This is a genomic window from Sphaerisporangium aureirubrum (assembly GCF_042658925.1).
GTDB lineage: Bacteria > Actinomycetota > Actinomycetes > Streptosporangiales > Streptosporangiaceae > Sphaerisporangium > Sphaerisporangium aureirubrum.
On the sequence record NZ_JBHSRF010000022.1, the window covers coordinates 91,241 to 115,716 of the forward strand.

General features: G+C 72.4%; 21 protein-coding genes. 11 read left to right on the forward strand and 10 right to left on the reverse strand.

What is annotated here, in order from left to right; translation table 11 throughout:
* Positions 1–67: 67 nt before the first annotated feature.
* The 4 genes from ACFP1K_RS17235 to ACFP1K_RS17250 all read left to right on the forward strand — a co-directional run bounded on the left by ACFP1K_RS17235 (position 68) and on the right by ACFP1K_RS17250 (position 6,916).
* Positions 68–736, forward strand: coding sequence for a pyridoxamine 5'-phosphate oxidase family protein (locus tag ACFP1K_RS17235; RefSeq protein ID WP_380753953.1), 669 nt, complete (start codon positions 68–70; stop codon positions 734–736).
* A 287-nt stretch (positions 737–1,023) separates the two neighbouring features.
* Complete coding sequence (locus tag ACFP1K_RS17240; protein ID WP_380753956.1) at positions 1,024–1,629, forward strand: rhodanese-like domain-containing protein; 606 nt, start codon at positions 1,024–1,026, stop codon at positions 1,627–1,629.
* Between the two features lie 329 nt (positions 1,630–1,958).
* Entirely contained in the window at positions 1,959–6,368 is a 4,410-nt protein-coding gene (locus ACFP1K_RS17245; RefSeq protein WP_380753958.1) for a DNRLRE domain-containing protein, read from the forward strand.
* Positions 6,369–6,448: 80 nt separating this feature from the next.
* Positions 6,449–6,916 carry a hypothetical protein gene (locus tag ACFP1K_RS17250; protein WP_380753961.1) on the forward strand — a complete coding sequence of 156 codons (468 nt, stop codon included), beginning with the start codon at positions 6,449–6,451 and terminating at the stop codon, positions 6,914–6,916.
* Here the strand turns inward: ACFP1K_RS17250 and ACFP1K_RS17255 are convergent.
* Genes ACFP1K_RS17255 through dhaK form a run of 3 tightly spaced genes read right to left on the reverse strand, consistent with a single transcriptional unit; the run spans position 6,913 to position 8,924 of the window.
* Positions 6,913–7,290, reverse strand: coding sequence for a PTS-dependent dihydroxyacetone kinase phosphotransferase subunit DhaM (locus ACFP1K_RS17255; RefSeq protein ID WP_380753963.1), 378 nt, complete (start codon positions 7,288–7,290; stop codon positions 6,913–6,915). The two genes, ACFP1K_RS17250 and ACFP1K_RS17255, sit on opposite strands and share 4 nt — an antisense overlap.
* Positions 7,287–7,922, reverse strand: coding sequence for a dihydroxyacetone kinase subunit DhaL (gene dhaL, locus ACFP1K_RS17260; RefSeq protein ID WP_380753966.1), 636 nt, complete (start codon positions 7,920–7,922; stop codon positions 7,287–7,289). Before dhaL ends, ACFP1K_RS17255 begins: the two co-directional genes overlap by 4 nt.
* Before the next feature lie 6 nt (positions 7,923–7,928).
* On the reverse strand, positions 7,929–8,924 hold the full coding sequence (dhaK, locus tag ACFP1K_RS17265) for a dihydroxyacetone kinase subunit DhaK (RefSeq protein WP_380753968.1): 996 nt from the start codon (positions 8,922–8,924) through the stop codon (positions 7,929–7,931).
* Positions 8,925–9,127: 203 nt separating this feature from the next.
* Here dhaK and ACFP1K_RS17270 point away from each other — a divergent pair, with 203 nt between their 5' ends.
* Both ACFP1K_RS17270 and ACFP1K_RS17275 read left to right on the forward strand, forming a co-directional pair.
* Positions 9,128–9,901 carry a cyclase family protein gene (locus tag ACFP1K_RS17270; RefSeq protein ID WP_380753971.1) on the forward strand — a complete coding sequence of 258 codons (774 nt, stop codon included), beginning with the start codon at positions 9,128–9,130 and terminating at the stop codon, positions 9,899–9,901.
* Complete coding sequence (locus ACFP1K_RS17275; protein WP_380753973.1) at positions 9,898–11,553, forward strand: thiamine pyrophosphate-binding protein; 1,656 nt, start codon at positions 9,898–9,900, stop codon at positions 11,551–11,553. The genes ACFP1K_RS17270 and ACFP1K_RS17275 overlap by 4 nt, the downstream gene beginning before the upstream one ends.
* Before the next feature lie 3 nt (positions 11,554–11,556).
* Here the strand turns inward: ACFP1K_RS17275 and pruA are convergent, their stop codons facing one another.
* Both pruA and ACFP1K_RS17285 read right to left on the reverse strand, forming a co-directional pair.
* Positions 11,557–13,191, reverse strand: a complete 1,635-nt coding sequence (pruA, locus tag ACFP1K_RS17280) for an L-glutamate gamma-semialdehyde dehydrogenase (protein ID WP_380753975.1) — start codon at positions 13,189–13,191, stop codon at positions 11,557–11,559.
* 19 nt (positions 13,192–13,210) lie between these two features.
* Positions 13,211–14,128, reverse strand: a complete 918-nt coding sequence (locus ACFP1K_RS17285) for a proline dehydrogenase family protein (RefSeq protein WP_380753978.1) — start codon at positions 14,126–14,128, stop codon at positions 13,211–13,213.
* Positions 14,129–14,223: 95 nt separating this feature from the next.
* Here ACFP1K_RS17285 and ACFP1K_RS17290 point away from each other — a divergent pair, with 95 nt between their 5' ends.
* Entirely contained in the window at positions 14,224–15,297 is a 1,074-nt protein-coding gene (locus tag ACFP1K_RS17290) for a PucR family transcriptional regulator (protein WP_380753980.1), read from the forward strand.
* Positions 15,298–15,355: 58 nt separating this feature from the next.
* On the opposite strand, the gene ACFP1K_RS17295 is transcribed toward ACFP1K_RS17290, so the two are convergent.
* The gene (locus tag ACFP1K_RS17295) at positions 15,356–16,438 is read right to left on the reverse strand and encodes a glycoside hydrolase family 16 protein (RefSeq protein ID WP_380753983.1); all 1,083 of its coding nucleotides are present in this window, start codon (positions 16,436–16,438) and stop codon (positions 15,356–15,358) included.
* Positions 16,439–16,610: 172 nt separating this feature from the next.
* Here ACFP1K_RS17295 and sthA point away from each other — a divergent pair, with 172 nt between their 5' ends.
* A complete protein-coding gene (sthA, locus tag ACFP1K_RS17300; RefSeq protein WP_380753985.1) occupies positions 16,611–18,014 on the forward strand; it encodes a Si-specific NAD(P)(+) transhydrogenase in 1,404 nt (467 codons plus the stop codon).
* 84 nt (positions 18,015–18,098) lie between these two features.
* Here the strand turns inward: sthA and ACFP1K_RS17305 are convergent, their stop codons facing one another.
* Together ACFP1K_RS17305 and ACFP1K_RS17310 are read right to left on the reverse strand one after the other, a co-directional pair.
* The gene (locus ACFP1K_RS17305) at positions 18,099–19,283 is read right to left on the reverse strand and encodes a glycosyltransferase (protein ID WP_380753988.1); all 1,185 of its coding nucleotides are present in this window, start codon (positions 19,281–19,283) and stop codon (positions 18,099–18,101) included.
* A gap of 155 nt (positions 19,284–19,438) precedes the next feature.
* Entirely contained in the window at positions 19,439–21,325 is a 1,887-nt protein-coding gene (locus ACFP1K_RS17310; protein ID WP_380753990.1) for a SpoIIE family protein phosphatase, read from the reverse strand.
* Between the two features lie 138 nt (positions 21,326–21,463).
* On the opposite strand from ACFP1K_RS17310, the gene ACFP1K_RS17315 reads away from it, so the two are divergent.
* Entirely contained in the window at positions 21,464–22,186 is a 723-nt protein-coding gene (locus tag ACFP1K_RS17315) for an ANTAR domain-containing protein (RefSeq protein WP_380753993.1), read from the forward strand.
* A gap of 56 nt (positions 22,187–22,242) precedes the next feature.
* Here the strand turns inward: ACFP1K_RS17315 and ACFP1K_RS17320 are convergent, their stop codons facing one another.
* Positions 22,243–22,650 (reverse strand): STAS domain-containing protein, encoded by a 408-nt coding sequence (locus ACFP1K_RS17320; protein ID WP_380753996.1) that lies wholly within the window; start codon positions 22,648–22,650, stop codon positions 22,243–22,245.
* Positions 22,651–22,835: 185 nt separating this feature from the next.
* Here ACFP1K_RS17320 and ACFP1K_RS17325 point away from each other — a divergent pair, with 185 nt between their 5' ends.
* Together ACFP1K_RS17325 and ACFP1K_RS17330 are read left to right on the forward strand one after the other, a co-directional pair.
* Positions 22,836–23,615, forward strand: coding sequence for a SigB/SigF/SigG family RNA polymerase sigma factor (locus ACFP1K_RS17325; RefSeq protein ID WP_380753999.1), 780 nt, complete (start codon positions 22,836–22,838; stop codon positions 23,613–23,615).
* Positions 23,616–23,852: 237 nt separating this feature from the next.
* Positions 23,853–24,302 (forward strand): ATP-binding protein, encoded by a 450-nt coding sequence (locus ACFP1K_RS17330; RefSeq protein ID WP_380754002.1) that lies wholly within the window; start codon positions 23,853–23,855, stop codon positions 24,300–24,302.
* Here ACFP1K_RS17330 and ACFP1K_RS17335 read toward each other — a convergent pair.
* The coding region (locus tag ACFP1K_RS17335) for a hypothetical protein (RefSeq protein WP_380754016.1) at positions 24,299–24,476 on the reverse strand (178 nt) is incomplete at its 5' end. The two genes, ACFP1K_RS17330 and ACFP1K_RS17335, sit on opposite strands and share 4 nt — an antisense overlap.

A 24,476-nucleotide genomic window follows, 5' to 3' on the forward strand; every position in this document is an offset into this window, starting at 1 on the left:
TTTGCGCCGGCGGCGCCCCGGTTAGGGTGGAGGTGGTTCCCCGCCCCCACCCGGATGGAGACGTGCCGTGACGGTCATCCCCCAGACCGAGGAGATCACTTCCAAGGACGAGTTGCGCGACCTGATCGGCGCCCCCGTGCCCCGCGCCGTGACCAAGGAGCGGACCGCCCTCCACGACAACGACAAGGAATGGCTGTCCCTCTCGCCGTTCTGCCTCATCGCCACCGCCGGCGCCGACGGCACCTGCGACGTCTCGCCCAAGGGTGACCCGCCCGGCTTCACGCTCGTCCTGGACGACCACACCATCGCCGTCCCCGACCGCCCGGGCAACCGCCGTGTCGACGGTTTCTTCAACATCCTGGAGAACCCCCACGTCGGCCTGATCTATCTGATCCCCGGCCGCACGGAGACCCTGAGGATCAACGGCCGCGCCCGCCTGGTCCGCGACGCCCCCTTCTTCGACCAGATGGTCGTCAAGAACCACCGCCCCGCCCTGGCCCTCGTCGTCGAGATCGAGCAGATCTTCTTCCACTGCGCCAAGGCCTTCATGCGCTCCAACCTCTGGGTCCCCGAGACCTGGGACCCCGACGCCCTCCCGCCCCACGCCCAGATCCTCAAGAGCCTCCCGCAGACCACGGAATCCCTGGAAGACCTCCAGCGCTACTACGGCCCCGGCTACGCCAAGACCCTCTACGTTCAGCCGGAACGCCTCCCCCTCCCCGGCGACACCCCTTAGCCCGCCGAGGCCCCGCGCCGCAGGCGTGCCAGACGAGGATTCGCACGACCGGCGTACGAGACGAGGATTCGCACGGCCGACGCACAAGGCGAGGAAGCGGTCGGCCGTGCGCAGCACCCGCCTCTGTGGTGCCCGCCCCTGGCGCGGCACCCGCGGGTCGAAGGCGTTCAGGCGTTCGATCGCTTCCTCGCCATCCACGATACCCGCCCACCCGCGACCGGCCGCTGCGCGATGGACGGGCCACATATCCCCTATTACCTATAGGATATAGGGGGTATCGTGGTGTCATGGAGCTGAACGGGAGCACGAATTCCCTGTCCCTCATCGACCCCGCCTCGGCCCGCGCACAGATCGCCGCCGACCCCGGCGTCCTCGTCGTGGACGTCCGCACCCCGGCCGAGTTCCACACCGCGCACATCGACGGCGCCGTCAACCTCCCCCTCGACCAGGTGAACGCCCACCTGGGGCGCATCGTCAACGACGCCCGCGGCCGCATGCTGCTCATCTGCCAGACCGGCAACCGCGCCGAGCGGGCCCGGTCGGCGCTCAGTGACGCCGGGCTGGCGGACGTCGCCGTCCTGGACGGCGGCATGAACGCCTGGATCGCCTCCGGCGCACCGGTCGACCGCGGCCGGCCGCGGTGGACGCTGGAACGGCAGGTGCGGCTCGTCGCGGGAAGCATCGTGCTGGCCTCGGTCGTGGCGAGCCTCTGGGTGCCGGTCGCCGTGTTCCTGGCCGCCTTCATCGGTGCCGGCCTGACGTTCGCGGCCCTCACCGACACCTGCGGCATGGGCCTGCTGCTGTCCAAGCTCCCCTACAACCAGGCGGGCGGCGTGGACGTCGACGCCGCCCTCGTCCGCCTGCGCCGCACCCCGGCGGGGGCGGATGCCTGAGCCGGCCCCGAGCAAGGCCGTCACCGTCACCGCGATCACTCGCTGACACGCCGGTCCCCTCGCGCCACCCAGGCCCCCCTTGGCATCCGGCAAGGGGGGCCTATTGACGTGTGGATAGTTATCCGGCACATTTATTTCCGCCGGATGTATTTGCCGATCGGCATATTTTCAGCGTTGCGAGCGGGTTTTCGGCGGGGATCGTGAACAAGCGTTCTTCGTTACCCGCTGATCCGGTTTTGTTTTAGTGATTATTTTCACATTTCTGTTTCTGTGTGCGCGGGCTACCTTTGCCTCGAATCCGGTGGATTTCATGTGATTCGAGGTGCTATGTGAGCAGCAGCGAGAACTTGGTCCCTCCGGGCGCCGGGGGTTGGTCCAGGAGGGTCTGGGCCGGGGTGGTCGCGGGCGCCGTGGGGGCGTCACTGCTGACCGGGGTCGGCTGGGAAGCGGCGGCCGCGGGGCCGCCGCCGAGTCCCACGCCTGTTCAGGGGGTCGATCCCCTGGATCCCGCGGGGCCGGCCAAGCAGGAGGCGAAGCGGCTGAACAGGCGGGTGGAGATCCCCGCGTACCGGACCGAGACGTCGACGACCTACGCGAATCCCGATGGCACGACCCTGTACAGCGAGGTGCATTCCAGCCCGATCCGGGTGCGGAGGAATGGCTCCTGGACACCCGTGGACACCACGCTGGTGCTGGAAGGCGGAATCGTCCGGCCCAAGGCGGTTCAGGGAGAGCTGGCTTTGTCCGCGGGCGGGGACGGAGCCCTCGTCAAAATCGGCGGCGAGAAAGGTGCGGCGAGTATATTCCCGGCGGGAAGACTTCCCGTTCCGCAATTGAACGGGAATTCCGCCGTGTACGCGTCCGCGTACGGCGCCGGGGTCGACCTGGTGGTGACCGCGACGCCCACGGGGTTCACCCAGAAGATCGTGATCAGGCAGCGGCCGGCCGGGAAGCTCAGCGTGCCGATGTCGGTGGACCTGCCGAAAGGCATGAAGTACGGCAAGGACGCCAAGGGCAAGGCCGCCCTGCTCGGCGGGGACGGCAAGACGGTGGCGCCGGTCACCGGCGCGCAGCTGCTGGACGCGGCGGCCATGGCCCGGCCGGACGCCGGGCGGATCGGCGACGCCGCCGTGGCGGTGGACGGCGGCAGGATCACCCTCAAACCGGACGCCGCGTTCCTCGCCGACCCGGCCGTGACGTACCCGGTGACGCTGCTGGCGCCGCTGGACACCTGGACCGGGACCGGCATCGACGGGGACACCTTCGTCAGCACCAGCTATCCCAACAGCTCCAGCAACAGAGGGCTGGACCGGATCATCGCCGGCAAGTCCAACAGCGGATCGGTCACCTGGCGCGGGTACATCCGCTTCAACATCCGGGGCACGGTGCTGGAGGGTGGCACGGTCGACAACGCCGACCTGCGCCTGTGGAACCACGACACCAACACCTGCTCCGACACCGCCACCGCCGGGGTCGTCGCCCGCCGGGTCACCAGCGACTGGAACATCGCCAACATGACGGTGAACTCCCAGCCGCCCGTCACCACCAGCGGCCAGTTCGCCACCCGCGGCGCCTACGGCCTGAGCTGCCCCGAGGGCGAAGGCGAACTCTGGTACTCCATCGAGCCCATGGTGCAGGCATGGATGGACGGCGCCGGCGACTACGGCGTCCAGCTCTCCGCCGTCAGCGAGTCGGTCGCCACCAACTGGCGCTGGTACCGCTCCTCGGAGTACGGCGGCTACGACGTCCCGGCCGGCAACCCCCGCGGCCCCGTGCTGATCATCAGCTACACCCCCGCCGAGACCCTGACCGTCGGCCGCGAGGTACCCGCCGACCAGGACCTCCCCGACTCCTACGCCGAGGACAAGGCGTACGCCGACGCGGGCAACGTCTACCAGGACCAGACCCCGCCCGCCCGTGCCGTCCCCTGGGAGCAGGCCCAGCAGGAGGCCGCCGCCGCGGGCGTCTCGGCGGAGGTCCCGCTCATCGACGCCTACATCCCGCCCGGCCTGACGGACGCCGAGCTGGAGGAGGGCGCGGCCGACCCGCCCCGCCCGCCGGACCCGGGCCCGGATCCCACACCGAACCCCGAGCCCACGTACCCCGCGCTGGACCAGGTGCTCAACGCCAACCCGTCCTTCGAGGACGGTACGGCACCGTGGACCGTCACGGGCGGCACCCTGGAACGGTCGGTGGAACAGGCCGATGACGGCACCGCGTCCGCGAAGGTGGTCCCGGCGGCCGGGGCGACCGAAACGGTGCTGCGCTCCGAGGCGGGCATCCCCGTCCGGTGGAACAACATGTACGCGGTCACCGGCCGGGTACACGCGTCCGGCCCCGTCACCGTGCGGTACGGCGTCGACTGGTTCGACGCGGCGGGGACCCTCGCCGGGTCGAGTGTGGAGGACCACGAGCTGACCGGCGGCTCCTGGCAGCCCGTGGACGCCGAGGAGGAGATCGCGCCGCCGCAGAACGCGGTCACCGCGCAGATCAGGCTGACCGTCCCCGTCGACCCGGCGGCCCCGGTCACCGTGTACGCCGACCAGCTGAAACTGCTCGGCCCGGAGACCGGCCCGCCGCCGGACCCGGGCGGCGGCGGTTCGCAGACGATCACCCTGCCGCTGCAGTCGAATCTCTGGATCGACAGCGCGGGCACCAAGGACACGAGCGGCGACACCCTCTGGGCGGGCGTCTACGGCAGCGGCAGCAACCGGATTTTCGAGCGGAGCTACTTGAAGTTCGACACCTCCGCGCTGGCGGGCAAGACGGTCACGGCCGCCGAGCTGAGCCTGTACAACAACGAGTCCTACGGCTGCGGCACCGCCGCGTCCGGCATCAAGGCCCAGCAGATCACCGGCACCTGGACGGTGAACGGCCTGACGTGGGGCAACAAGCCGGCGAGCACCACCACCGGCGAGGTCACCGCCCGTGATCCGGACGGATGCTCCGGCGGCCAGGCCCCCTCCGGCGCCGGCTGGAGCTGGGCGGTCACCGACATCGTGAAGGCGTGGGCGGGCGGCGCGGCCAACCAGGGCCTGATGCTGCGCGGAGTCGACGAGGGGTCCACCGCCTCGGCGTACGACCGCGGGTACGCCTCCTCCCGCTCGGACCTGCCGGGCGAGCCGGGCCCCGTGCTGACCGTCACCTACGGCGACGGCGGATCAGGCCCGACCCCGACCCCCACGCCGACCTCCACGGGCGGCCCCGACACGACGCGGCCCGCCGTCGTCGAGGTCACCCCGGCGGACGGGGCCGAGAACGTGCCGTCCAACGTGGCGGTGACGGCGCGGTTCAGCGAGGCCGTCACCGGCGCGCAGGTGTCGCTGTACGACTGGATCCTGGAGGAGGAGGTCGCCGGCACCACCACGATGAACGCCGCCCGCACCGTCCTGACCTTCACCCCGTCCGAGCCGCTGGACGGCATCTACGACGTGACGGTCAGCGGCGCGCGCGACACGGCGAACAACGTCATGACGCCGCACACGTGGATGTTCACCACCTGGTCCATGCTCACCGCCCGGCGAGCCATGGCGGACCCCGCCAAGGCGCGCTCCGCCGCACGGGCACGAGCCACGGCCGACGGCGGCAAGGCGCCCGCCACCGGGCCGGCGCGGGTCGCCGCCGCCGAGACACCCGACGCGAACGCCTTCCGCGCGGTCCTGCCGACGGGGCCCACGGCTCCTAACGACGTCGGCTACACCGAGTGCCTCAACGACCCGCGGACCAAGAGCCGCGAGGGGTACGTGAAGAACCGCTTCGCGTACTGCCGCATGATCAAGTGGACGTGGCGCAAGTACCTGGGCCCGGTGAAGATCTCCGAGGTCAAGGGACGGATGATGTACCGCGTCCGCCCGGAACAGCAGAGCCGCGAGTTCGAGCTGACCAAACACCTGTTCATTGATTCGGTGTCCGGGATCCTGGCGGACGCCCAGATCGCGATGACCACCCTGATCGGCGACCCCGACAGCCCCGGGAACTCCGGCGCCTGCCCGCGGTCGGCTCCGGCGACCGGCGCGACCGGTCACTACACCCCGGCCCAATGGGCGGCCAACTCGCAGCAGTGGCAGATCACCGAGCGCTTCGGGTCCACCCGGCAGAACGGCTACCACCGGCTCGGCACCTGCACGATCACCCACGCCAGCTCGATCCGCAACCAGTTGCTCTTCACTTTCCGCTCCGTGAACTCCGACACGGTGCGCTGCGACACGTCGCCGGCGGTCAGGTGGCACAACAAGCAGGGAGGCGGATGCGTCAACACGAACAACGTGATGGCGTTGAGGTGGGCGAGGAACGACGTGAACCCCAAGGGCGTCTCGTTCCCCAACATGTACGACCACGTGAAGCTGGCGCTCACCCCCGGAGCCGTCACGTATCCGCTGCCGGGAGGACGGACGGTCCCCGACGTCGTGGGGCCGAAGAACATCCCCGGCGGCAGTCCGCAGAGACCGATCACCCGCACGCCGTACGAGCTCGACCGCAAGGCGAACCAGGCGTCGGCGCAAGTGGCGTGCACGAAGGAGTTCGCCAGTATCCCCAAGGCGGAGAAGGAGGGAAAGGGGTGCGACGAGTTCCCGTTCGCGTCCACCTGGGAAGGCGCGGCGTACGCCAAACCCCGGCACAATTTCTCCGTCAGACTGATTCCCGGCGACGAGAACCGCAGGTACGGAAACGTGCTCCAGGCCTGGTACTACAACAACCGGATGATCGCCTGGGACAAGTTCTGGGTCGACCTCGACTGACCAGCTGAACCAGGACCCGGCCCGGGCGACTCCGGGCCGGGTCCCCCGTCCCGAGGAAAGGATGGTCTCCGATCGCCGAGATGATCGCCGCGTTCACCGACGAGGAGCCCGTCGAGGACCTGCGCGGCGTCCACGACGTGGGGGCCGAGGAAGACGGCTCGCCGGACACGCCCGACCCGTGGATGGTGGAGCCCCCCGGTCCCGGCGAATGGATGGACATCGGCCCGAACGGCGTGACACTGCACGCCAAGTGGGACGCCCAGGCCTACGTCCGCTACGAACTCTGGACCGCGCCCCCACCGCGGGACCCCACCTGGCAGAAGACCTGGACCGGCGAGGTCCACCTCACCACGGGCCGCATCGCCTCGGTCAGCTCCTCCGAAGGCTTCGTCGACCACGGCACCCCCTTCGACCTGGGCCGGCCCGCCACCACCTGGAACCTCCGCGTCCGCTGGAAACCACTGGTCAACGCCCGCGAACCCGGCTTCCCCGACGACGCCTACCGCGCCGACCTGTTCACCCTGCAGTTCTGGCCGCCCCAGGGCTAGAACTTGGGCTGGATCCTGGACTCCTCGGCGGCGGCCAGCACGGCCGGGAGGCCGGCGCCGGTGGCGGCGATGACGACGGCGGCCACGGCGCCCTCGATGAACGGGACGTCGGCCACGACGATGTAGTCGGGTTCCGCGAGGACGCGGGCGGTGAGGACGGCGCTGCCGAGGTCGGGGATCAGCAGGACGCCGCTGCCCTGGTCCACGGCGCGGATGGCGGCGGCGATCTTGTCGACGCTGGTGCCGAGGCGGCCGTCGTCGGTGCCGCCCGCGGCGGCCACGGGGACGCCGGGGCCGCCGAACTGAGCGGCCATGGCCACCGCCTCGGCGGCCAGGGTGGCGCTGTGGGACACCAGCACGATGCCGACCGTCATGGCTTCGCCGCCTCGGCGCAGGCCGTCCGCAGGGCCGCGAGGATCAGGGTGGTGGAGGCCGCGCCGGGGTCCATGTGGCCCACGCTGCGTTCGCCCAGGTAGCTGGCGCGGCCCTTCCTGGCCTGGAGGGGGATCGTCGCCCGGGCGCCCTCCTCGGCGGCGCGCAGCGCGGCGTCCAGGGCCTCCTCCGTGGTGGCGCCGGAGCCGGCGGCGGCGGCCAGGGCGCGGGCGGCGGGGGCCAGGGCGTCGACCATGGTCTTGTCGCCCTCGGCGGCGCCGCCCAGCCGGCGCACACCGTCGGCCCCGGCGGTCAGGGCGTCCGCCAGGTCGGCGAGCGTCACCTCGGCGGTGGCGGGGAGGCGGGCGGCCATCTGGCGCAGGGCGGTGCCGTACAGCGGGCCGGAGGCACCGCCGACCTTGCGGATCAGGGTGGTGCCGGCGGTGGTGAGGACCTCGCGGGGGGTGGCGGGCGGGGTGGCCAGGGCCTCGCGGACGGCGGTGAAGCCGCGGTCGAGGTTGGTGCCGTGGTCGGCGTCGCCGATGGCGGCGTCCAGGCGGGTCAGCTCGTCGCGGGCGGCGGCGACGCCGAGGGCGGTCCGGGTCATCCAGGCGGTGAAGAACGCGGCGTCCATGGGCGGTCAGCGGCCCCAGCGCAGGGCCGCGGTCTCCACCGGCGCGTCCCACAGGCGTCTCAGCTCGCCGGTGAGCAGGCAGGCGGTCACCGAGAAGCCCTGCATGTCCAGGCTGGTCACGTAGTTGCCGACCAGGCTGCGCTCCGGCGTAGCGCCCTTCTCCGCGAGGTACGCGGCGACCTCGGCGAACGCGCCGTACAGCTCGATGAGCGGCGTGCCGCCCATGCCGTTCACCATCACCAGCACCTCGCCGGACAGCGGCATGTCCTCGTGCACCGCGTCCATGGCGATCCGCACCACCTCGCGCAGCGGCGCGGCGGGCGCGCGGCTGCGGCCGGGCTCGCCGTGGATGCCGATGCCGAGCTCGATCTCCGACTCGTCGAGCTCGAACGTCGGCTTGCCCGCCGCGGGCACCGTGCACGCCGCCAGCGCCACGCCGAACGACCGGCTGCGCGCGTTGACCTCCCCGGCGACCTTCGCGACCTCCGCCAGGGACGCGCCGGACTCGGCGAGCGCCCCGGCGATCTTCTCGACGAACACGGTGGCGCCGGTGCCGCGCCGCCCGGCGGTGTACAGCGAGTCCTTCACGGCCACGTCGTCGTTGACCAGGACGGTGGCCACCTCCAGGCCCTCCTCGGCGCACAGCTCCGCGGCCATCTCGAAGTTCAGCACGTCCCCGGTGTAGTTCTTCACGACGTGCAGCACCCCGGCGCCGCCGTCGGCCCGGGTGGTGGCCTCGATGATCTGGTCGGGCACCGGGGAGGTGAAGATCTCACCGGGGCAGGCGGCGCCCAGCATGCCGTACCCCACGAAACCCGCGTGCAGCGGCTCGTGGCCGGAGCCGCCCCCCGACACCAGCCCCACCTTCCCGGGTGTCGCGCCCTGGCGGCGGTAGACGATCCGGGTGGCGAGGTCGACGCCGAGCAGCCGGGGATGGGCGGCGGCGAGCCCGGCGAGGGCGTCGGTGACCACAGAGTCCGCGTCGTTGATGAGCTTCTTCATAGACCTCGCCTTCGGGCCGGAACGGTCGTCCTCCGGCAAATCTCTCCCCGTTCGCGGCATCCCGCAAGCACCCGGGCGCACCGTGCCCCGGTGTCCGGAAGCAGCCGCGTTGGTGCCGATGATGCACGAGTGACGCCGGATGGTGGCGGGAATCCCGTCCGCGCGGGAGGATCGGGGCGGGTCACCACGAAGCGGAGGCGTGCATGTCGGTGTTGAGCGATCTTGTCCAGGGCATCCGGAGCGGCGCGATCGAGGTGGTCGACCTCACCGCGCCGCTGAGCGAGGCCACACCGATCCTGATGCTGCCCGAGCCCTTCGGCAACACCGTGCCGTTCCGGCTCACCGAGATCAGCCGCTACGACGACCGCGGCCCGGCCTGGTACTGGAACGACATCACCACCGGTGAGCACACCGGCACCCACTTCGACGCCCCGATCCACTGGGTCACCGGCCGGGACGGCGAGGACGTCTCCCAGGTGCCGCCCGCCCGCCTCGTCGGCCCCGCCGTCGTGCTCGACTTCGCCGGCCGGGTGGCCGCCGACCCCGACTTCCTGCTCCAGATCGAGCACGTCAAGCAGTGGGAGAGCGCCAACGGCCCGCTCCCCGAAGGCGGCTGGCTGCTGTACCGCACCGGCTGGGACACCCGCGCGCACGACCAGGGTGCCTTCCTCAACGCCGACGAGACCGGGCCGCACACCCCCGGCATCTCGGTGGAGTGCGCCAGGTGGCTGGCCGAGGAGGCGCCGATCGCCGGGCTCGGCGTGGAGACGGTCGGCACCGACGCGGGGGCCGCACACTCCTTCGACCCCGCGTTCCCGTGCCACTCGTTCCTGCTCGGCGCGGGCAAGTACGGCCTGACCCAGCTGCGCAACCTGGACCGGCTGCCGGTGACCGGCGCGGTCGTGGTGGCGCCGCCGCTGCCCATCGTGGGCGGCTCGGGCAGCCCGGTCCGGGTGCTGGCGCTCGTCGAGCGATGATCGTCGCACGTGCCGTCGGCGCGGCCCTCGCGGGCCTGGGCGTCCGGACGGTGTTCGGCGTGGTCGGCAGCGGCAACTTCCACGTGACCAACGCCCTGGTGGAGCACGGGGCCCGGTTCGTCGCCGCCCGGCACGAGGGCGGCGCGGCCACCATGGCCGACGCCTACGCCCGGCTGAGCGGCGAGGTGGGCGTGGTCACCGTCCACCAGGGCCCCGGCCTGACCAACGCGCTCACCGGGATCACCGAGGCCGCCAAGAGCCGTACCCCGCTGCTGGTGCTGGCCGCCGAGGCCGCCGAGCCTCGTTCCAACTTCCACATCGGCCAGAGCGCCCTGGCCGAGGCGGTCGGCGCCGTGGCGACCCGCGTGGAGTCACCCGCCACGGCGGTCGCCGACGCCGTCCGCGCCTACCGCCTCGCCGCCACCGGACGCCGCACGGTCCTGCTGAACCTGCCCCTCGGCGTGCAGGGCCAGGAGGCATCCACCCCGGACGACGCGCATCCGGCCGTGAGCGGGGAGTTCGCGCCCGGGGGAGAGGCCGCGGCCGAGCCGTCCGCCGCGGCGGCCGGCGCACTGGCCGAAGTGCTGGCGGGCGCCCGCAGGCCGGTCTTCATCGCCGGGCGCGGCGCCCGCCGCGCCAGGCGGGAGATAGAAGGGCTGGCCGACCGGGCCGGGGCGCTCCTCGCCACCTCGGCGGTCGCCCGCGGCCTGTTCAACGGCTCCCCGTGGAACCTGGACGTCAGCGGCGGCTTCGCCTCACCGCTGGCCGCCGAGCTGATCCGCGGCGCGGACGTGGTGGTCTCCTGGGGCTGCGCGCTGAACATGTGGACCACCCGGCACGGCGCGCTGGTCGACCCGTCCGCCACCGTCGTCCAGGTGGACCTCGACGCCGCGGCCATCGGCGCCCACCACCGCGCCGACCTGGCCGTGACGGGCGACACCGCCGCCACGGCCCGCGCCGTCACCGCCCTGCTGGACGAGGCCGGCCATCCCGAGAGCCGGCGCACCCCGGAGCTCGCCGCCCGGATCGCCCGCGAGGTGGCCTGGCGCGACGTGCCGTACGCCGACACCACCGGCGGCGGCCGGGTGGACCCCCGCACGCTGTCGATCGCCCTGGACGACCTGCTGCCCGCCGAGCGGGTCCTGTCGGTGGACTCGGGCAACTTCATGGGCTACCCGTCCATGTTCCTGTCCGTCCCCGACGAGAACGGCTTCTGCTTCACCCAGGCCTTCCAGTCGATCGGCCTGGGCCTGGCCACCGCCGTCGGGGCCGCCCTGGCCCGCCCGGACCGCCTGCCGGTGGCCGCCCTCGGCGACGGCGGCGCACTGATGGGCGCCGCCGAGCTGGAGACCGTCGTCCGCCTGGGCCTGCCCATGGTGATCGTGATCTACGACGACGAGGCCTACGGCGCCGAGGTCCACCACTTCGCCCCGGGCGGCCACCCCCTGGACCAGGTGCGCTTCCCCCCGGCGGACTTCGCCGCCATCGGCCGCGGCTTCGGCTGCGCCGCGGTCACCGTCACCGAGCCCGCCGACCTGGGGCCGGTCTCCACCTGGCTGGACGGCCCGCGCGACCGCCCCCTCCTGATCCACGCCAAGGTCGTCGCCGACCGGGGCTCGTGGTGGCTGGAGGAGGCGTTCCGCGGGCACTGATCGCTACATCGGGACGTCGCCCCGGTAAGGCTCGGTGACCGGCTTGAGGGCGAGGGTCTCCTTGATGGAGCGCGGGCTGGTCCAGCGGATCAGGTTGTAGATCGACCCGGCCTTGTCGTTGGTGCCCGAGGCGCGGGCGCCGCCGAACGGCTGCTGGCCCACCACCGCGCCGGTCGGCTTGTCGTTGACGTAGAAGTTGCCCGCGGCGAAGCGCAGCCGCTCGGACGCCCTCTCGACGGCGTACCGGTCGCGGGCGATCACCGAGCCGGTCAGCGCGTACGGCGACACGCTCTCCATCTGGTCCAGCACCGCCTCGAAGCGGTCGTCGTCGTAGACGTGCACCGCGAGCACCGGCCCGAAGTACTCCTTCACGAAGATCTCGTCGGCCGGGTCGGTGCCGGTCAGCACCGTGGGCCGCACGAAGTACCCCGAGGAGTCGTCGTAGGAGCCGGTGAGCACCTCGACGGACCCGGTGGCGCGGGCCCGGTCGATGGCCGCCTTGTTCTTGGCGAACGCCCGCGCGTCGATCACCGCGCCCATGAACGTGGACAGGTCGGCCGCCACGTCCCCCACGGTCAGCGACTCGGCCGTGCCCACCAGGTCGTCGCGGATCCGCGACCACAGCGACCGCGGCACGTACGCCCGGGACGCCGCCGAGCACTTCTGGCCCTGGTACTCGAACGCCCCGCGGATCAGCGAGGTGACCAGCACACCGGGGTCGGCCGAGGAGTGGGCCACCACGAAGTCCTTGCCGCCGGTCTCGCCGACCAGCCGCGGGTAGCTCCGGTACCCGGCGATGTTGGCGCCGACGGTCGCCCACAGGTGCTGGAAGGTCGGGGTGGAGCCGGTGAAGTGCACGCCCGCGAGGTCGCGGTGGGTGAGCGCCGCCTCCGACACCCCGGCGCCGTTGCCGGTGACCATGTTGATGACGCCCGGCGGCAGCCCGGCCTCCTCAAGCAGCCGCATGGTGTGGTGCGCGGCGAACTGCTGGGTCGGCGACGGCTTCCAGACCACGACGTTGCCCATCAGCGCCGCGGACGCCGGGAGGTTGGCCGCGATGGCGGTGAAGTTGAACGGCGTGATCGCCAGCACGAAGCCTTCCAGCGGCCGGTACTCCATGCGGTTCCACACGCCGGGCGACGAGATCGGCTGCTCGGCGAGGATCCGCCGGGCGAACGCCACGTTGAACCGCAGGAAGTCGATCAGCTCGCAGGCCGCGTCGATCTCCGCCTGCTGGGCGGACTTGGACTGCCCGAGGATGGTCGCGGCGTTCAGCGTCGCCCGCCACGGCCCCGCCAGCAGGTCGGCCGCGCGCAGGAAGATCGCGGCGCGCTCGTCGAACGGCAGGGCCCGCCACGCGGGGGCCGCCGCCAGCGCCGCGTCGATCGCGGACCGCACGTCGTCCGCCGAGGCGTCACCGGTGCGGCCGAGCACGTGGGCGTGGTTGTGCGGCTGCACCACGTCGATCAGCGGGCCGGACGCCATGCGCCGCTCCCCGCCGATGGTCATGGTCAGCTCGGTGGCCGCGCCGGACAGCTCCTTGACGCGGCTCTCCAGGGCGGCCCGCTCGGCGCTGCCGGGGGCGTAGCCGTGCACCGGCTCGTTGGCCGGGACCGGGACGTTGCTAACGGCATCCATGGCAGACCTCACTTGGACTTCACTTGGAGCGGAGTGAACGCAGGAAGAAGGCGACGTTGGCCGGGCGCTCGGCCAGGCGCCGCATGAAGTAGCCGTACCAGTCGTCGCCGTAGGGCACGTAGACGCGGACCGTGGACCCGGCGCGGGCCAGCGCCTCCTGCTTGTCGGTCCTGATGCCGAACAGCATCTGGTACTCGAAGGAGTCGCGCTCCCGGCCGACGCGGTCGGCGAGCATCTCGGTGACGCCGATCAGCCGGTCGTCGTGCGTGGCCACCATGGGGTAGCCCTTCCCCTCCATCAGCACGCGCAGGCACCGGGCGTACGCCTTGTCCACCTCGTGCTTGCGCCGGAAGGCCACGCTCGCGGGCTCGGCGTAGGCGCCCTTGACCAGGCGCACCCGCGACCCCTCGTGCGCGAGGTCCCGCAGGTCGCCCTCGCTGCGCCGCAGGCACGCCTGGACGGCGACTCCGGTGGCGGGGAAGTCCGCGCGCAGGGCGCGCAGCGTCGACAGCGTGGCGTCGACCGTGGTGTGGTCCTCCATGTCCAGGGTGACCGTGGTGCCGGCGTCCCGCGCGGCGGCGCAGATCTCCCTGGCGTGGTCCAGCGCCATGGCGTCGTCCAGCACCTGCCCGACCGCCGAAAGCTTGACCGACACCTCGGCCCGCGTGCCGAGCCCGAGCGGCCGGAACGCGTCCAGCACCGTGATGTACGCCTTGACGGTCTCGGCGGCGGCCTTGGCGTCCCGGGTCTCTTCGCCCAGGTGGTCCAGGGTGACCGTCAGGCCCATGCCGGTGAGACGCCGGACCGCCGTGAGCGCGTCCCCCGCGTCCTCACCGGCCACGAACCGGTCCACCACGTGCCGGGTGACCGGGAAACCGGAGACCGCGCGGCGGGCAAGAGGGCTGCGCGACGCCGCGAGAAGAACCGAACCGAGCATGCTCACCAGCCTAAATCCGCAGTTCAGCGGCATCCATCGACAGACGCCACGCTCCACGGCTACCCGGTTCATACAGATGTATGACAATGGCGCTTGTGGATTTGCAGGAGCTCGTGGAGGAGATCGCACGCATCCTGGGCGCCCCGGCCACCCTGGAGGACCGGGCGTTCCAGCTGCTCGCCTACGCCGCGCACAGCGGCGACATCGACGGCGAGATCGACACGGTGCGGCGCGAGTCCATCCTGCGCCGCCGGGCCTCCGACGAGGTGCGCGCCTACTTCGAGGGGTACGGCATCGCCGCCGCCGCGGGGCCGGTGCGCATCCCCGCCGACAAGGGGCTCGGCGTGCTGGCCCGGGTGTGCGTGCCGCTGCGGCACGGCGGGGTGACGTACGGGTACCTGTGGCTGCTGGACTCCGGGGAGCTGGACGACGAGCGGCTGGCGCGGGCGGCGCCGCTGGTGGAGCGGGCCGCGGCGGCGCTGGCCAGGGAGGCGCGCAGCCGCCAGGACCTCGGCGCCCGGCTGCGGGACCTGCTGTCGGCCGACCCCGAGATGCGCGCCGCGTCCGGCTTGGACCTCCCCCTGCCGGTGGCGGCCGTGGCGGTGCACAGCGCCTACGGACGGGTGGTGCCGCTGTGGACGCTGCCGCGCGGCGTGATCGCCGACGCGGGGGACCCGGTCACCGCCGTGCTCGCCCCCGCCGGGCAGGCCCGCGCGGTCGCCGAGGCCGTCCAGGCGATGTACGGCACGGCCGCCGGGGTCGGCGCGCCCCGGGACGACTGGAACGAGGTGTGGCGCAGCTGGCGCGAGGCGACGCTGGCGCTGCGCGCGGCCCAGCGGGTGCCCGCGTTCGCGCCGGTCGCCGAGTGGGCCGCGCTCGGGGCGCACCGCCTGCTGGTGCGCCTGTCGGCCGCCGAACTGGCCGACCTCGCCGCCCCGGCCCGGCCGCTGGACGCCGAGCTGGCCCGCACCGTCGAGGAGTACCTCGACCACGGCGGGCGCGCCAGGGAGACCGCGGGCGCGCTCGGGGTGCACCGGCAGACGCTGTACTACCGGCTCGCCAAGGCCGGGCGCCTGACCGGCCTGGACCTGGCCCGGGGCGAGGACAGGCTCACCCTGCACCTGGCCCTGAAGGCCGCGGGGCTGCTCGGCGGGCCCGGACGGGCCTGATCGCGAACCAGGCACGGCCCCGGTCGATTCGGGGCTGCTCGGGACCCGCCCGCACCGGTCAGCTCAGGGCCGCGCCGCCGCCGGCCGCGCCGCCCGGTGCGCGGAAGACTCGGACCCAGTCGACCCACATGGAGACCGTCTTCGGGGTGGAGGCGTTGCGGCACGGCGACCACTCGTTGCACACCACGTCGTTCTGCAGGGTCAGCTGCATGGGCTGCTCGGGGACCAGCGGCCCGGTGTAGTTCCAGACCTGACGGCCGTCCAGCCAGAACGTCAGCCGGCCGGGCAGCCAGTCGACCGCCACGGTGTGCCACTTGGTGAAGTCGGCCCGCATCTGGCTCTGCGCCTGGGGCGCCTGGCCGCGGTGGACGTAGATGCCGCCGGTCTGCCGGGTCGGGTCGATGACCTCGGCGAAGTCGATCTCGGCGTACTCACCGGTGTCGCTGCTCGGCCACAGCAGCGTGACCAGGGAGTACCCGGCACCGGTCTCGCCGCGGAAGCGGACCTCCCAGCGGCCGTAGGTCTGGCTGAGCCGGTTGGCCACGCCGCCGGACAGGTCCTTGCCGCCGTAGAAGCCGCCGATCATGTGCAGCGTGCCGTCGTGGACGGTGGTGGCCTCGGAGGTGCGCGGGTTCACCTGGGCGTCGGGGGAGTGGTAGACCTCCCAGCGGCTCCGGTCGATCTGGGTGCCGTCGAAGTTCTCCACGAGGACGGGGGTGCCCCACGTGGCGTCGGCCTGGGGCGGGGGGCCGCCGGACGGGGGAGGAGCGGAGGGGGGAGCCGACGGCGCGGCGGTCGCGGAGGGAGGCGCCGGGGGCGTCCGGCGGGGGGAGGGGGAGGCCGGCCGTCCCGTCGGGGAGGGCCAGCGGTCGGGGGAGCCCGACAGGGGCGGGCCGCCGGGGATCCAGCCCCCCACCGGGGGCGGCGGCTCGTCGGGAGTGCCGGGGTCGCGTTCCCCGCCCCGCCGCTCCCACGGGCGGCCGTACACCGGAGGCGCGTGCGGCGGGTAGCTCGGCGCGGCCTCCTTCGCGTGCGCCCGGCCGGCGGGGCGGCCGGAGTCCTGCCCGTCGATCCCCGGGCCGGGGCACAGGCTCAACGTCGTCGCCGCCGCGACGATCACGTGTGCGCTACGAATCGACATGCGCCCATGAAAGCAAGTGACGCGCTCAGATCACAGTGGTATCGCGATTCGGTGTTGAGCCCGGCGGTGAATTCTCCGCGCCGCTTTCGGTGGCCGATACGAAAACCGCTGTTCACCCGGTGGCCGATCGCACAGCTTCACGTATTCCGTCGTTAGCCGCACACTTAACGTTGTGTCCGATTTCGAGGTTCTTGTACTGGGCTCCGGGCCCGGAGGTCAAAAAGCCGCCATCGCGGCAGCCAAACTGGAACGCCGCGTGGCGATGGTCGAACGACGCGACATGATCGGCGGCGTTTGCATCAACACCGGCACCATTCCCTCCAAGACGATGCGCGAGGCGGTGCTCTACCTCACCGGCCTCAACCAGCGTGAGATGTACGGCCAGAGCTACCGCCTGAAAGAGGAGATCACGATCGCCGACCTCACCACCCGCACCGCGCACGTCGTGGGGCGCGAGGTCGACGTGATCCGCAGCCAGCTGACGCGCAACCGGGTCACCGTGCTGCACGGCCTCGGCCGGTTCCTCGACCCGCACACCATCGAGGTGGTGGACGAGCGCGGCAAGGAACTCAAGGTCACCGCCGACAAGATCATCGTCGCGACGGGCACCCGGCCCGCCCGGCCGGCCACCGTCGAGTTCGACGACCGCGCGGTCGTCGACTCCGACGGCATGGTGCGGCTGGAGCGCGTGCCGGATTCGATGGTCGTGGTCGGCGCCGGCGTCATCGGCATCGAGTACGCCTCCATGTTCGCCGCCCTCGGCACCAAGGTCACCGTGGTGGAGCGGCGCGACCGCATGCTCGACTTCTGCGACCTGGAGGTGGTCGAGGCGCTGAAGTACCACCTGCGCGACCTCGCGGTCACCTTCAGGTTCGGCGAGACGGTCGCCGCCGTCGAGCGGCGGGCGCGCGGCTGCGTCGCCGTGCTGGAGAGCGGAAAGAAGATCCCCGCCGAGACCGTGATGTACTCGGCCGGCCGCCAGGGCATGACCGACGGGCTCGGCCTGGACTCGGCCGGACTGGCCGCCGACGACCGCGGCAGGATCTCGGTGGACGAGCACTACCGCACCGCCGTGCCGCACATCTACGCGGTGGGCGACGTCATCGGCTTCCCGTCGCTGGCCGCCACCTCGATGGAGCAGGGCCGCATCGCGGCCCACCACGCGTGCGGCGAGCCGATCAAGGCGCTGTCGCACCAGCAGCCGATCGGGATCTACACCATCCCGGAGATCAGCTTCATCGGCAAGACCGAGGACGAGCTGACCGCGTCGCACATCCCCTTCGAGGTCGGGGTCTCCCGGTACCGGGAGCTGGCCCGCGGCCAGATCATCGGCGACACCTACGGGATGCTGAAGCTGCTGGTGTCCCCGGAGGACCGCGCCCTGCTCGGGGTGCACGTCTTCGGCACCGGGGCCACCGAGCTGCTGCACATCGGGCAGGCCGTGATGGGCTGCGGCGGCACGGTGGACTACCTGGTCGACGCGGTGTTCAACTACCCGACCCTCGCCGAGTCCTACAAGGTGGCCGCCCTCGACGCGATGAACAAGATCCGCCGGATGGCGCGCTTCGCCGAGTGAGCCGCCCGCGGGGCGTCGGACCAGGGCGCAGACATGACGGAGGCCGCCGGGCCAGGACCCGGCGGCCTCTCGTCGTTCGGGGGGTCAGGCGGCCTCGGACTCCTCGTCGATGGCCTCCGGGGGCTGACCCTGACCGGTGGCGTGCTCGTAGGCCCGGACCAGCTCGCGGGCGATGCGCTCCAGGGAGTACCGCGAGCGTGCCCGGTCGGCGCCCGCGAACCCCATGGCCGTGCGCCGGGTCAGGTCGCCGAGCAGGCGGCGCGCCCGCAGCGCCAGGGTGGCCGGGTCGCCTGGGCGGACCAGCAGGCCGGTGACGCCGTCCACCACCGAGTCGACGTGCGCGCCAACCGCGGTGGCGATCACCGGGACGCCGCACGCCATGGCCTCCAGCACCACCTTGCCCTCGGGGGCGGTGGCGGGCAGGGACAGAACGATGTCGGCGCCGCGCATGATCTTGGGCAGTGAGTTCGGCGGCACGGGGCCGAGCAGCGTGACGCGGTCCTCCACCCCGGCCTCCTTGGCCAGGATGCGCAGCCGCTCCATGTGCTCCTCGTCGCCTCCCTGGTCGCTCACGACGACCAGCTCGGCGTCGGGGATGCCGTCCAGCGCGCGGATCGCCACCGCGGCGCCGCCCTCGGGGGTGAGCGGGCCGACGTGCAGCAGGCGGTACCGCTCGCCGTGCGGGGCGGAGGGGCCCTGGCGGCGGAAGCGCTCGACGTCCACGCCGTGCGGCACGACCACGATGCGCCCGCGCGGCACCCCGAGCCTGATCAGCTCGGCGGCCTCGGCGGCGCAGGAGGCGACCACGGCGTCGGCGCGGCGGCCGATCGCCCGCTCCACCCGCACCCGGGCGGCGGTGGCGCGGTCGGCGGCGGCGCTGCGGGCCGTGGCCCGGCGGCGCGCGGAGCTGCCGAGGGTGGGGAAGCTCTGCACCAGCGGGATGCCGAGGCCCTCGCCGGCGGCGACGGCGGCCAGGCCGCCGGTCCAGGAGTAGGCGTGCACCACGTCCGGGCGGTCCTTGCGCCACCGCTGCGCCAGGTGGGCGCTGAACTGCGCGATGTGCGGCGTCAGGTCGTGCTCGGCCAGCTCCTCCAGGGGACCCGCCGGGATGTACTCGACGACGACCTTGTTGGAGGCCTTCACGCGCTGCTTGCGGTCGGCGGAGTCACGACGGGTGTAAAGGGTGATCTTGTGCGCGCCGGGGAACTCGCGGGCGATGGCCGGGATGTCGGCGGGCAGCTCGTGCAGGGAGACGATGGCGATCTTCACGGCACACCTCAGGGGAATCAGGCCAGGACGGCCGAAGTGCTTCTGAGTTGTGCCTGCGTCTTAGGCACGGAGAGATACGTGACTGAGTGTACCGATCTACCGAGCGCTGCAAACCCCTTTGCGGAAAAAAAATTCGGGAAACCATCTACCGACGATCAGCGGATCCTGCGCAGCGCGAACACCGTCGTCTCGTCCAGCACCTGCCCGCCGCAGAACGCCTGATGGTCGTCGTCCACCGCCTTGACCACGGCCGCGGCGGCCTGTCCCGTGCAGCGCGCCAGCACCTCGGTCAGCCGCCCCTCGCCGTACGCCAGCTCCGCCTGACCGGCCCTGCCGCGTGATCCGGCCAGCCCGTCGGAGTACAGCACCAGCGTCTCGCCCTGCGCCAGCGCCACCTCCTCCACCGGGAAGTCCGCGCCGGTCTCGATGCCGAGCGGCATGCCGCCGCCCGCGGTGAACCGCACCCCGCCGTCCCCCCGCAGCACCGCCGACGGATGGTTGCCCGCCGAGGCCAGCCGCACCCGTCCCGCGCGCCCGCCGGTGCGGACGAACCCCGCCGCCACCATGACGAACATGCCGGTGTCCTGCGTCACCAGGGCGTCGTTGAGCCGGGCGACCACCACGCCCGGGTCGCCCTCGGCGACGCTGAGCGCCCGCAGGCCGCCGCGGATCATCGCGGTCACCGACGCGGCCTCCTCGCCTTGGCCGACCACGCCGCCGACCGCGAAACCCCAGCCCTCCTTGATGCGGAACACGTCGTAGAACTCGCCGCCGATCGCCCGCGGGCCCGCGCCCCGGTGGTAGGCCGCCGCGACCTCGAACCCCGGGATGTCGGGCACCGTGCGGGGGAGCACGCCCGTCTGCAGCGTGTCGGCGGCCATCGAACGGCCCTGGAAGATGCGCTGCGCGCGCAGCGCGAGGCCGATGTGGGCGCCCGCGTCCTCCATCAGCGCCAGGTCGGCCAGGCCGAACGGCGGGCGGTCGCGCAGCCGCACCAGCGTGATGGCGCCCTGCGTCTCCTCGCCCGCCACGATGGGGACGCTGAGCACCGAACCGGCCCGCATGGCGTGCAGCACGGGGGAGCCGTCGGGCAGCGCGCCGAGCAGGGAGTCGTCCTCCACCATCTCGTGCACCACCCCGCCCTGGCCGGTCAGCGCCCGGGCCACCAGCGGCGCGGCGGCGGGCTCCATGCCCTCCAGGGCCCCGACCAGGCGGCCCGTGGGCTGGTTGGTGGGGCCGATGACCAGCGACCGCCGCGTGACGCCGTCGCGCACCACGTCGGCCAGCACCCAGTCGGCGGTGTGCGATGCCAGCAGGCGTCCCGCCCTGATCAGCGCGACCGGCTCGCTCAGGCTCTCCTCGTCCAGCAGCAGGCGGGTGAGCTGCGACATCAGCTCCCTGCGGCGGGCCGCGGCCACCACCACCGACTCCTCGGGACCCGGCTCGTGGACGTCGTCACGCGCCGAGTCCGGCACCCGCACCTCGATCGGCAGCGCGATCGCGGCGATCATCTCCTGCCGCTCGCCCGGCATGCGCAGCCGGGTCAGCACCAGCCGCACGTCGTGGGCGCGGCCCTGGTGGGTCAGCCGGGTGGGGAACGCCGCCGGCTCGCCGGTGTGCAGCACCGACGTCAGGTGGGAGCGGAACGCGGCCCGGCGGGAGACGTCCACCAGCAGCGGGAACGCGCGGCCGGTGAGGTAGCCGTCCGGGCTGCCGAGCAGGCGGGCGGTCTCGGCGTTCACCCGCCGCACCGTGCCCGCGGAGTCCAGCACGGCGACCGACACCGGCAGCGCGCGGTAGAGCGTGCGCAGCAGCTTCAGCTCGCGGTTGGCGCCGCTGTCCTTGCCTCCCGGCCGGCGCCGGGACCCCCCGAGCGCCGTCTGCAGCAGGTCACGGGCGAGTTCCAGCTCCGTCAGGGCGGCGTCCGCGGTGGGGCCGGGGTCGTCCGGGTACGCCGCCCGCGCGTCGCGCAGGGACGCGATACGTTCGGTCAGGTCGCTGAGCGACTGTTCCAGGGCCGGAAGATCGGTCGGGTCGGTCAAGATGGGGTCCTTTGTACGGCTGTGAGGGGTGCGGCTCCCCGCTAGACGGTACGTCAACCGTCACCCTCCCATCGTCGAGCATCCGCCGCAGGGACTTAACCTGGCAACCGAGGGAAGCGGTAGCGGCGTATGGAGACGATGACCATGTTCAGTCCGGCGCTCGCCCGCGATCTGGCCGCGCTCGGCCGCGTGACCGAGGGCACGTCGATCGAGAGCGTCCTGCGGGGCATCACCGCGGCCGTGGCGGTGGGCGTGCCCGGCTGCGCCGGCGGCACCGTCGAGCTGCGGCGGGACGAACGCCTCATGCTGGCGGCCTCACACAGCGACCTCATCGCGCTGGTCGATCACGAACAGGCCCTCGGCGAGGGCCCCTCGGCCGAGGCGCTCACCACCGGCCGGGACGTGCTGATCCACGACGTGCTGCTCGACAGCCGCTGGACGCGCTACGCCGCCATCGCCGTCCGGCACGGCGTGCGGTCCACGCTGGTGCTGCCGATCCGCATCGACGGCGCGATCCTGCTGCTCGGGCTGTACGCCGTGCGGCCCGGCGCCTTCTCGCTCGCCTCGGCCGGCCCGCTGTCGGCGCTGTTCACCGAGCACCTCACCGTCGCGCTGGCCAACATCTCCGATTACGACGACGTGCTCACCGACGCCGCGCAATTGCAGGAGGCCCTCGCGGGCCGGTCGGTGATCGACCAGGCCAAGGGCATCATCATGCACGCGAGCGGCTGCTCGGCCGAGGCGGCGTTCGACGAGCTGCGCCGCCTGTCCCAGCACCACCAGGTCAAGGTGGCCGACCTCGCGCGGCTGCTGGTCAGCGAGCACCAGAGCAAGCACGGCGGCGCCGCGCCCGCGCCCTGAGCATCCGGCGGGCCGCCCTCGCTCCGAAGCCCCGGCCCCGGCGGGGGAGGCCGCCCTCAGCCCCGGAAGGCCGCCAGCGCCTCCTCCAGTGTGTCGTACAGCGGGAGCCGCTGGGCCAGGCCCGTCACCCACATCACCCGCGAGTTGGAGTACTGCACGCCCACCAGCGCGAAATGGCCCTCCGCGGCCATGGTGCGCTGCCAGTGGTGCACGATCAGGCCGAGGGCACGCGAGTCCATGAACGTGACACCGGACAGATCGAGCACCAGGTCGGCGCCGTGCTCGTCGGTGATCTCCGCCAGGCGGTCGGTGAACTGCGTACGCGTGGTCGCGTCGAGGATGCCGTTCACCAGAACCACGGGCACCCCTTCTGCGACCCTCGACTCAAGGGTCAGGGCTGCACCTGCCCTGTCTGGAACGGTCACCACGCGCCTCCTCGCCGCTTGCCTGGCGCATGGCGCCACCCCCGTCGGGGGTCAATCGCAACATTACTGTTGCCCGGGGGGTAGCAATACTCTTGATTTTCGGGCAATACTGGATCCGAGGTCCAGCAGAGGGCCTCGTCTCGACAGTAGTACGCGAGGCGATGCCGGCTCTGCATATCTCGGGCCGGTCCAGCCTCGCCGCAGGGCATAAGAGGAGAGCAGCAATGGCTGCCGAGGACCGCACCTTCCCCCAGACCGACGTCACCGCCGAGGACCTTCTGCGCGAGCTCGCCGAGCCCGCCACCACCGAGTCCCGCAGGACCCGGCTCCGCGAGATGATCGTCGAGATGCACCTGCCCATGGCGCGCGAGATCGCCCGCCGGTACCTCCACCGGGGCGAGCCCATGGAGGACCTGCTTCAGGCGGCCTACGTCGGCCTGATGAAGGCGATCAACGGATTCGACGCCGAGCTCGGGCATAGCTTCAGAGGCTATGCCATGGTCACCATGACAGGTGAAGTGAAGCGACACTTCCGCGACCGCACCTGGGCGGTACGCGTACCAAGGCTGTACCAGGAGCGCCGCTCCGAGCTGAACCGCCTGGTCGCCGACTTCACCCAGGAGCTCGGCCGTTTCCCGACCGTGGCCGAGCTGGCCAAGCGGATGGGGATCTCCGAGGAGGACATGCTCCTCACCATGGACGCCTCCGCCGCGTACAGCACGCTGTCGCTGGACGCCCCCATGGGCGCCGACGACGACGCCGCCGCGCTCGGCGACGTGATCCCCGACGAGGACGACGACCTCAGCACCCTCGTGGACCGCGAGGCCGTCAAGCCGCTCATCGACGGGCTGCCCGAGCGGGAGCGCAACATCCTGCTCCTGCGCTTCTACGGCAACCTCACCCAGGCCGAGATCGCCGCCGAGTTCGGCATCTCGCAGATGCACGTCTCGCGGATCCTGCGCAAGGTGCTGGACCAGCTCCGCACCCAGCTCGTCGCCGCCTGACCAGATCGTTTCCCCTGGATCCGGGCCTCGTCCGATTAGAGGGCCGGATCCAGGGCACTGAACGGCGGCGGGCGCCCGATTAACCAACAGAATCCAGGGCACTGAACGGCGAGCAGGGGTAACGCGAAGGGTACCTTCACAGGCGCTCCGGTATGGGGAGGTATCTTCGTCGATGTACGTGGGCGGTATCGGGGTCACGCCCTAGCGTGGTTGATCGCTCTTGGAGGCGGTTATCGGGTGAACGAGGACCAGGTCCCGCCTCCCCGTTTCCGCGTGGACGGGGGGGCCGACCGGCCGCTTGCGTTCGGCAACGCGGTCTCGGAGATGACCTTCCGGGTCGGGGACCTCCCGGACGTCCGTGACTTCGCCGCGTTCCAGGCCCGCCGCGCCGGTATGCCCGAGAAAGACATCGGCGACTACCTGGTGGCCGTCAACGAGGTCGCCACCAACGCCGTCACCCACGGCACCGCCAAAGCCTGGCTCCGCGTCTGGAGCGACGCCGGCGACCTGATCGTCCACGTCCACGACGACGGCCACTGGACCATCACCGAAACCCCCGGCATGATCGCCCCCCACGACTACTCCACCAGCGGCATGGGCCTATGGGTAGCCCGCCGCCTAGCCAAAGACCTAACCCTGAACACCGGCTCAACCGGCACAAACCTAATAATGCGCTTCCCCCTCTAGCGCCCCCCTCCCCGCGTTCCCGCGCCCCCCGCGTTCCCCCGCGCCCCGCGTTCCCCCGCGCCCCGCGTTCCCCCGCGCCCCACGTTCCCGCGCCCCGCGTTCCCGCGCCCCGCGTTCCCGCGCCCCGCGTTCCCGCGCCCCGCGTTCCCGCGCCCCGCGTTCCCGCGCCCCGCG

Bases quoted from the DNA above. Each gene is read 5' to 3' on its own strand.
- ACFP1K_RS17325 (WP_380753999.1), top strand. From the start codon at position 22,836: ATGGCTGCCGAGGACCGCACCTTCCCCCAGACCGACGTCACCGCCGAG.
- dhaK (WP_380753968.1), bottom strand. From the start codon at position 8,924: ATGAAGAAGCTCATCAACGACGCGGACTCTGTGGTCACCGACGCCCTC.
- ACFP1K_RS17250 (WP_380753961.1), top strand. From the start codon at position 6,449: ATGATCGCCGCGTTCACCGACGAGGAGCCCGTCGAGGACCTGCGCGGC.
- ACFP1K_RS17240 (WP_380753956.1), top strand. From the start codon at position 1,024: ATGGAGCTGAACGGGAGCACGAATTCCCTGTCCCTCATCGACCCCGCC.
- ACFP1K_RS17285 (WP_380753978.1), bottom strand. From the start codon at position 14,128: ATGCTCGGTTCGGTTCTTCTCGCGGCGTCGCGCAGCCCTCTTGCCCGC.
- ACFP1K_RS17270 (WP_380753971.1), top strand. From the start codon at position 9,128: ATGTCGGTGTTGAGCGATCTTGTCCAGGGCATCCGGAGCGGCGCGATC.
- ACFP1K_RS17255 (WP_380753963.1), bottom strand. From the start codon at position 7,290: ATGACGGTCGGCATCGTGCTGGTGTCCCACAGCGCCACCCTGGCCGCC.
- ACFP1K_RS17275 (WP_380753973.1), top strand. From the start codon at position 9,898: ATGATCGTCGCACGTGCCGTCGGCGCGGCCCTCGCGGGCCTGGGCGTC.
- ACFP1K_RS17295 (WP_380753983.1), bottom strand. From the start codon at position 16,438: ATGTCGATTCGTAGCGCACACGTGATCGTCGCGGCGGCGACGACGTTG.
- dhaL (WP_380753966.1), bottom strand. From the start codon at position 7,922: ATGGACGCCGCGTTCTTCACCGCCTGGATGACCCGGACCGCCCTCGGC.
- ACFP1K_RS17315 (WP_380753993.1), top strand. From the start codon at position 21,464: ATGACCATGTTCAGTCCGGCGCTCGCCCGCGATCTGGCCGCGCTCGGC.
- pruA (WP_380753975.1), bottom strand. From the start codon at position 13,191: ATGGATGCCGTTAGCAACGTCCCGGTCCCGGCCAACGAGCCGGTGCAC.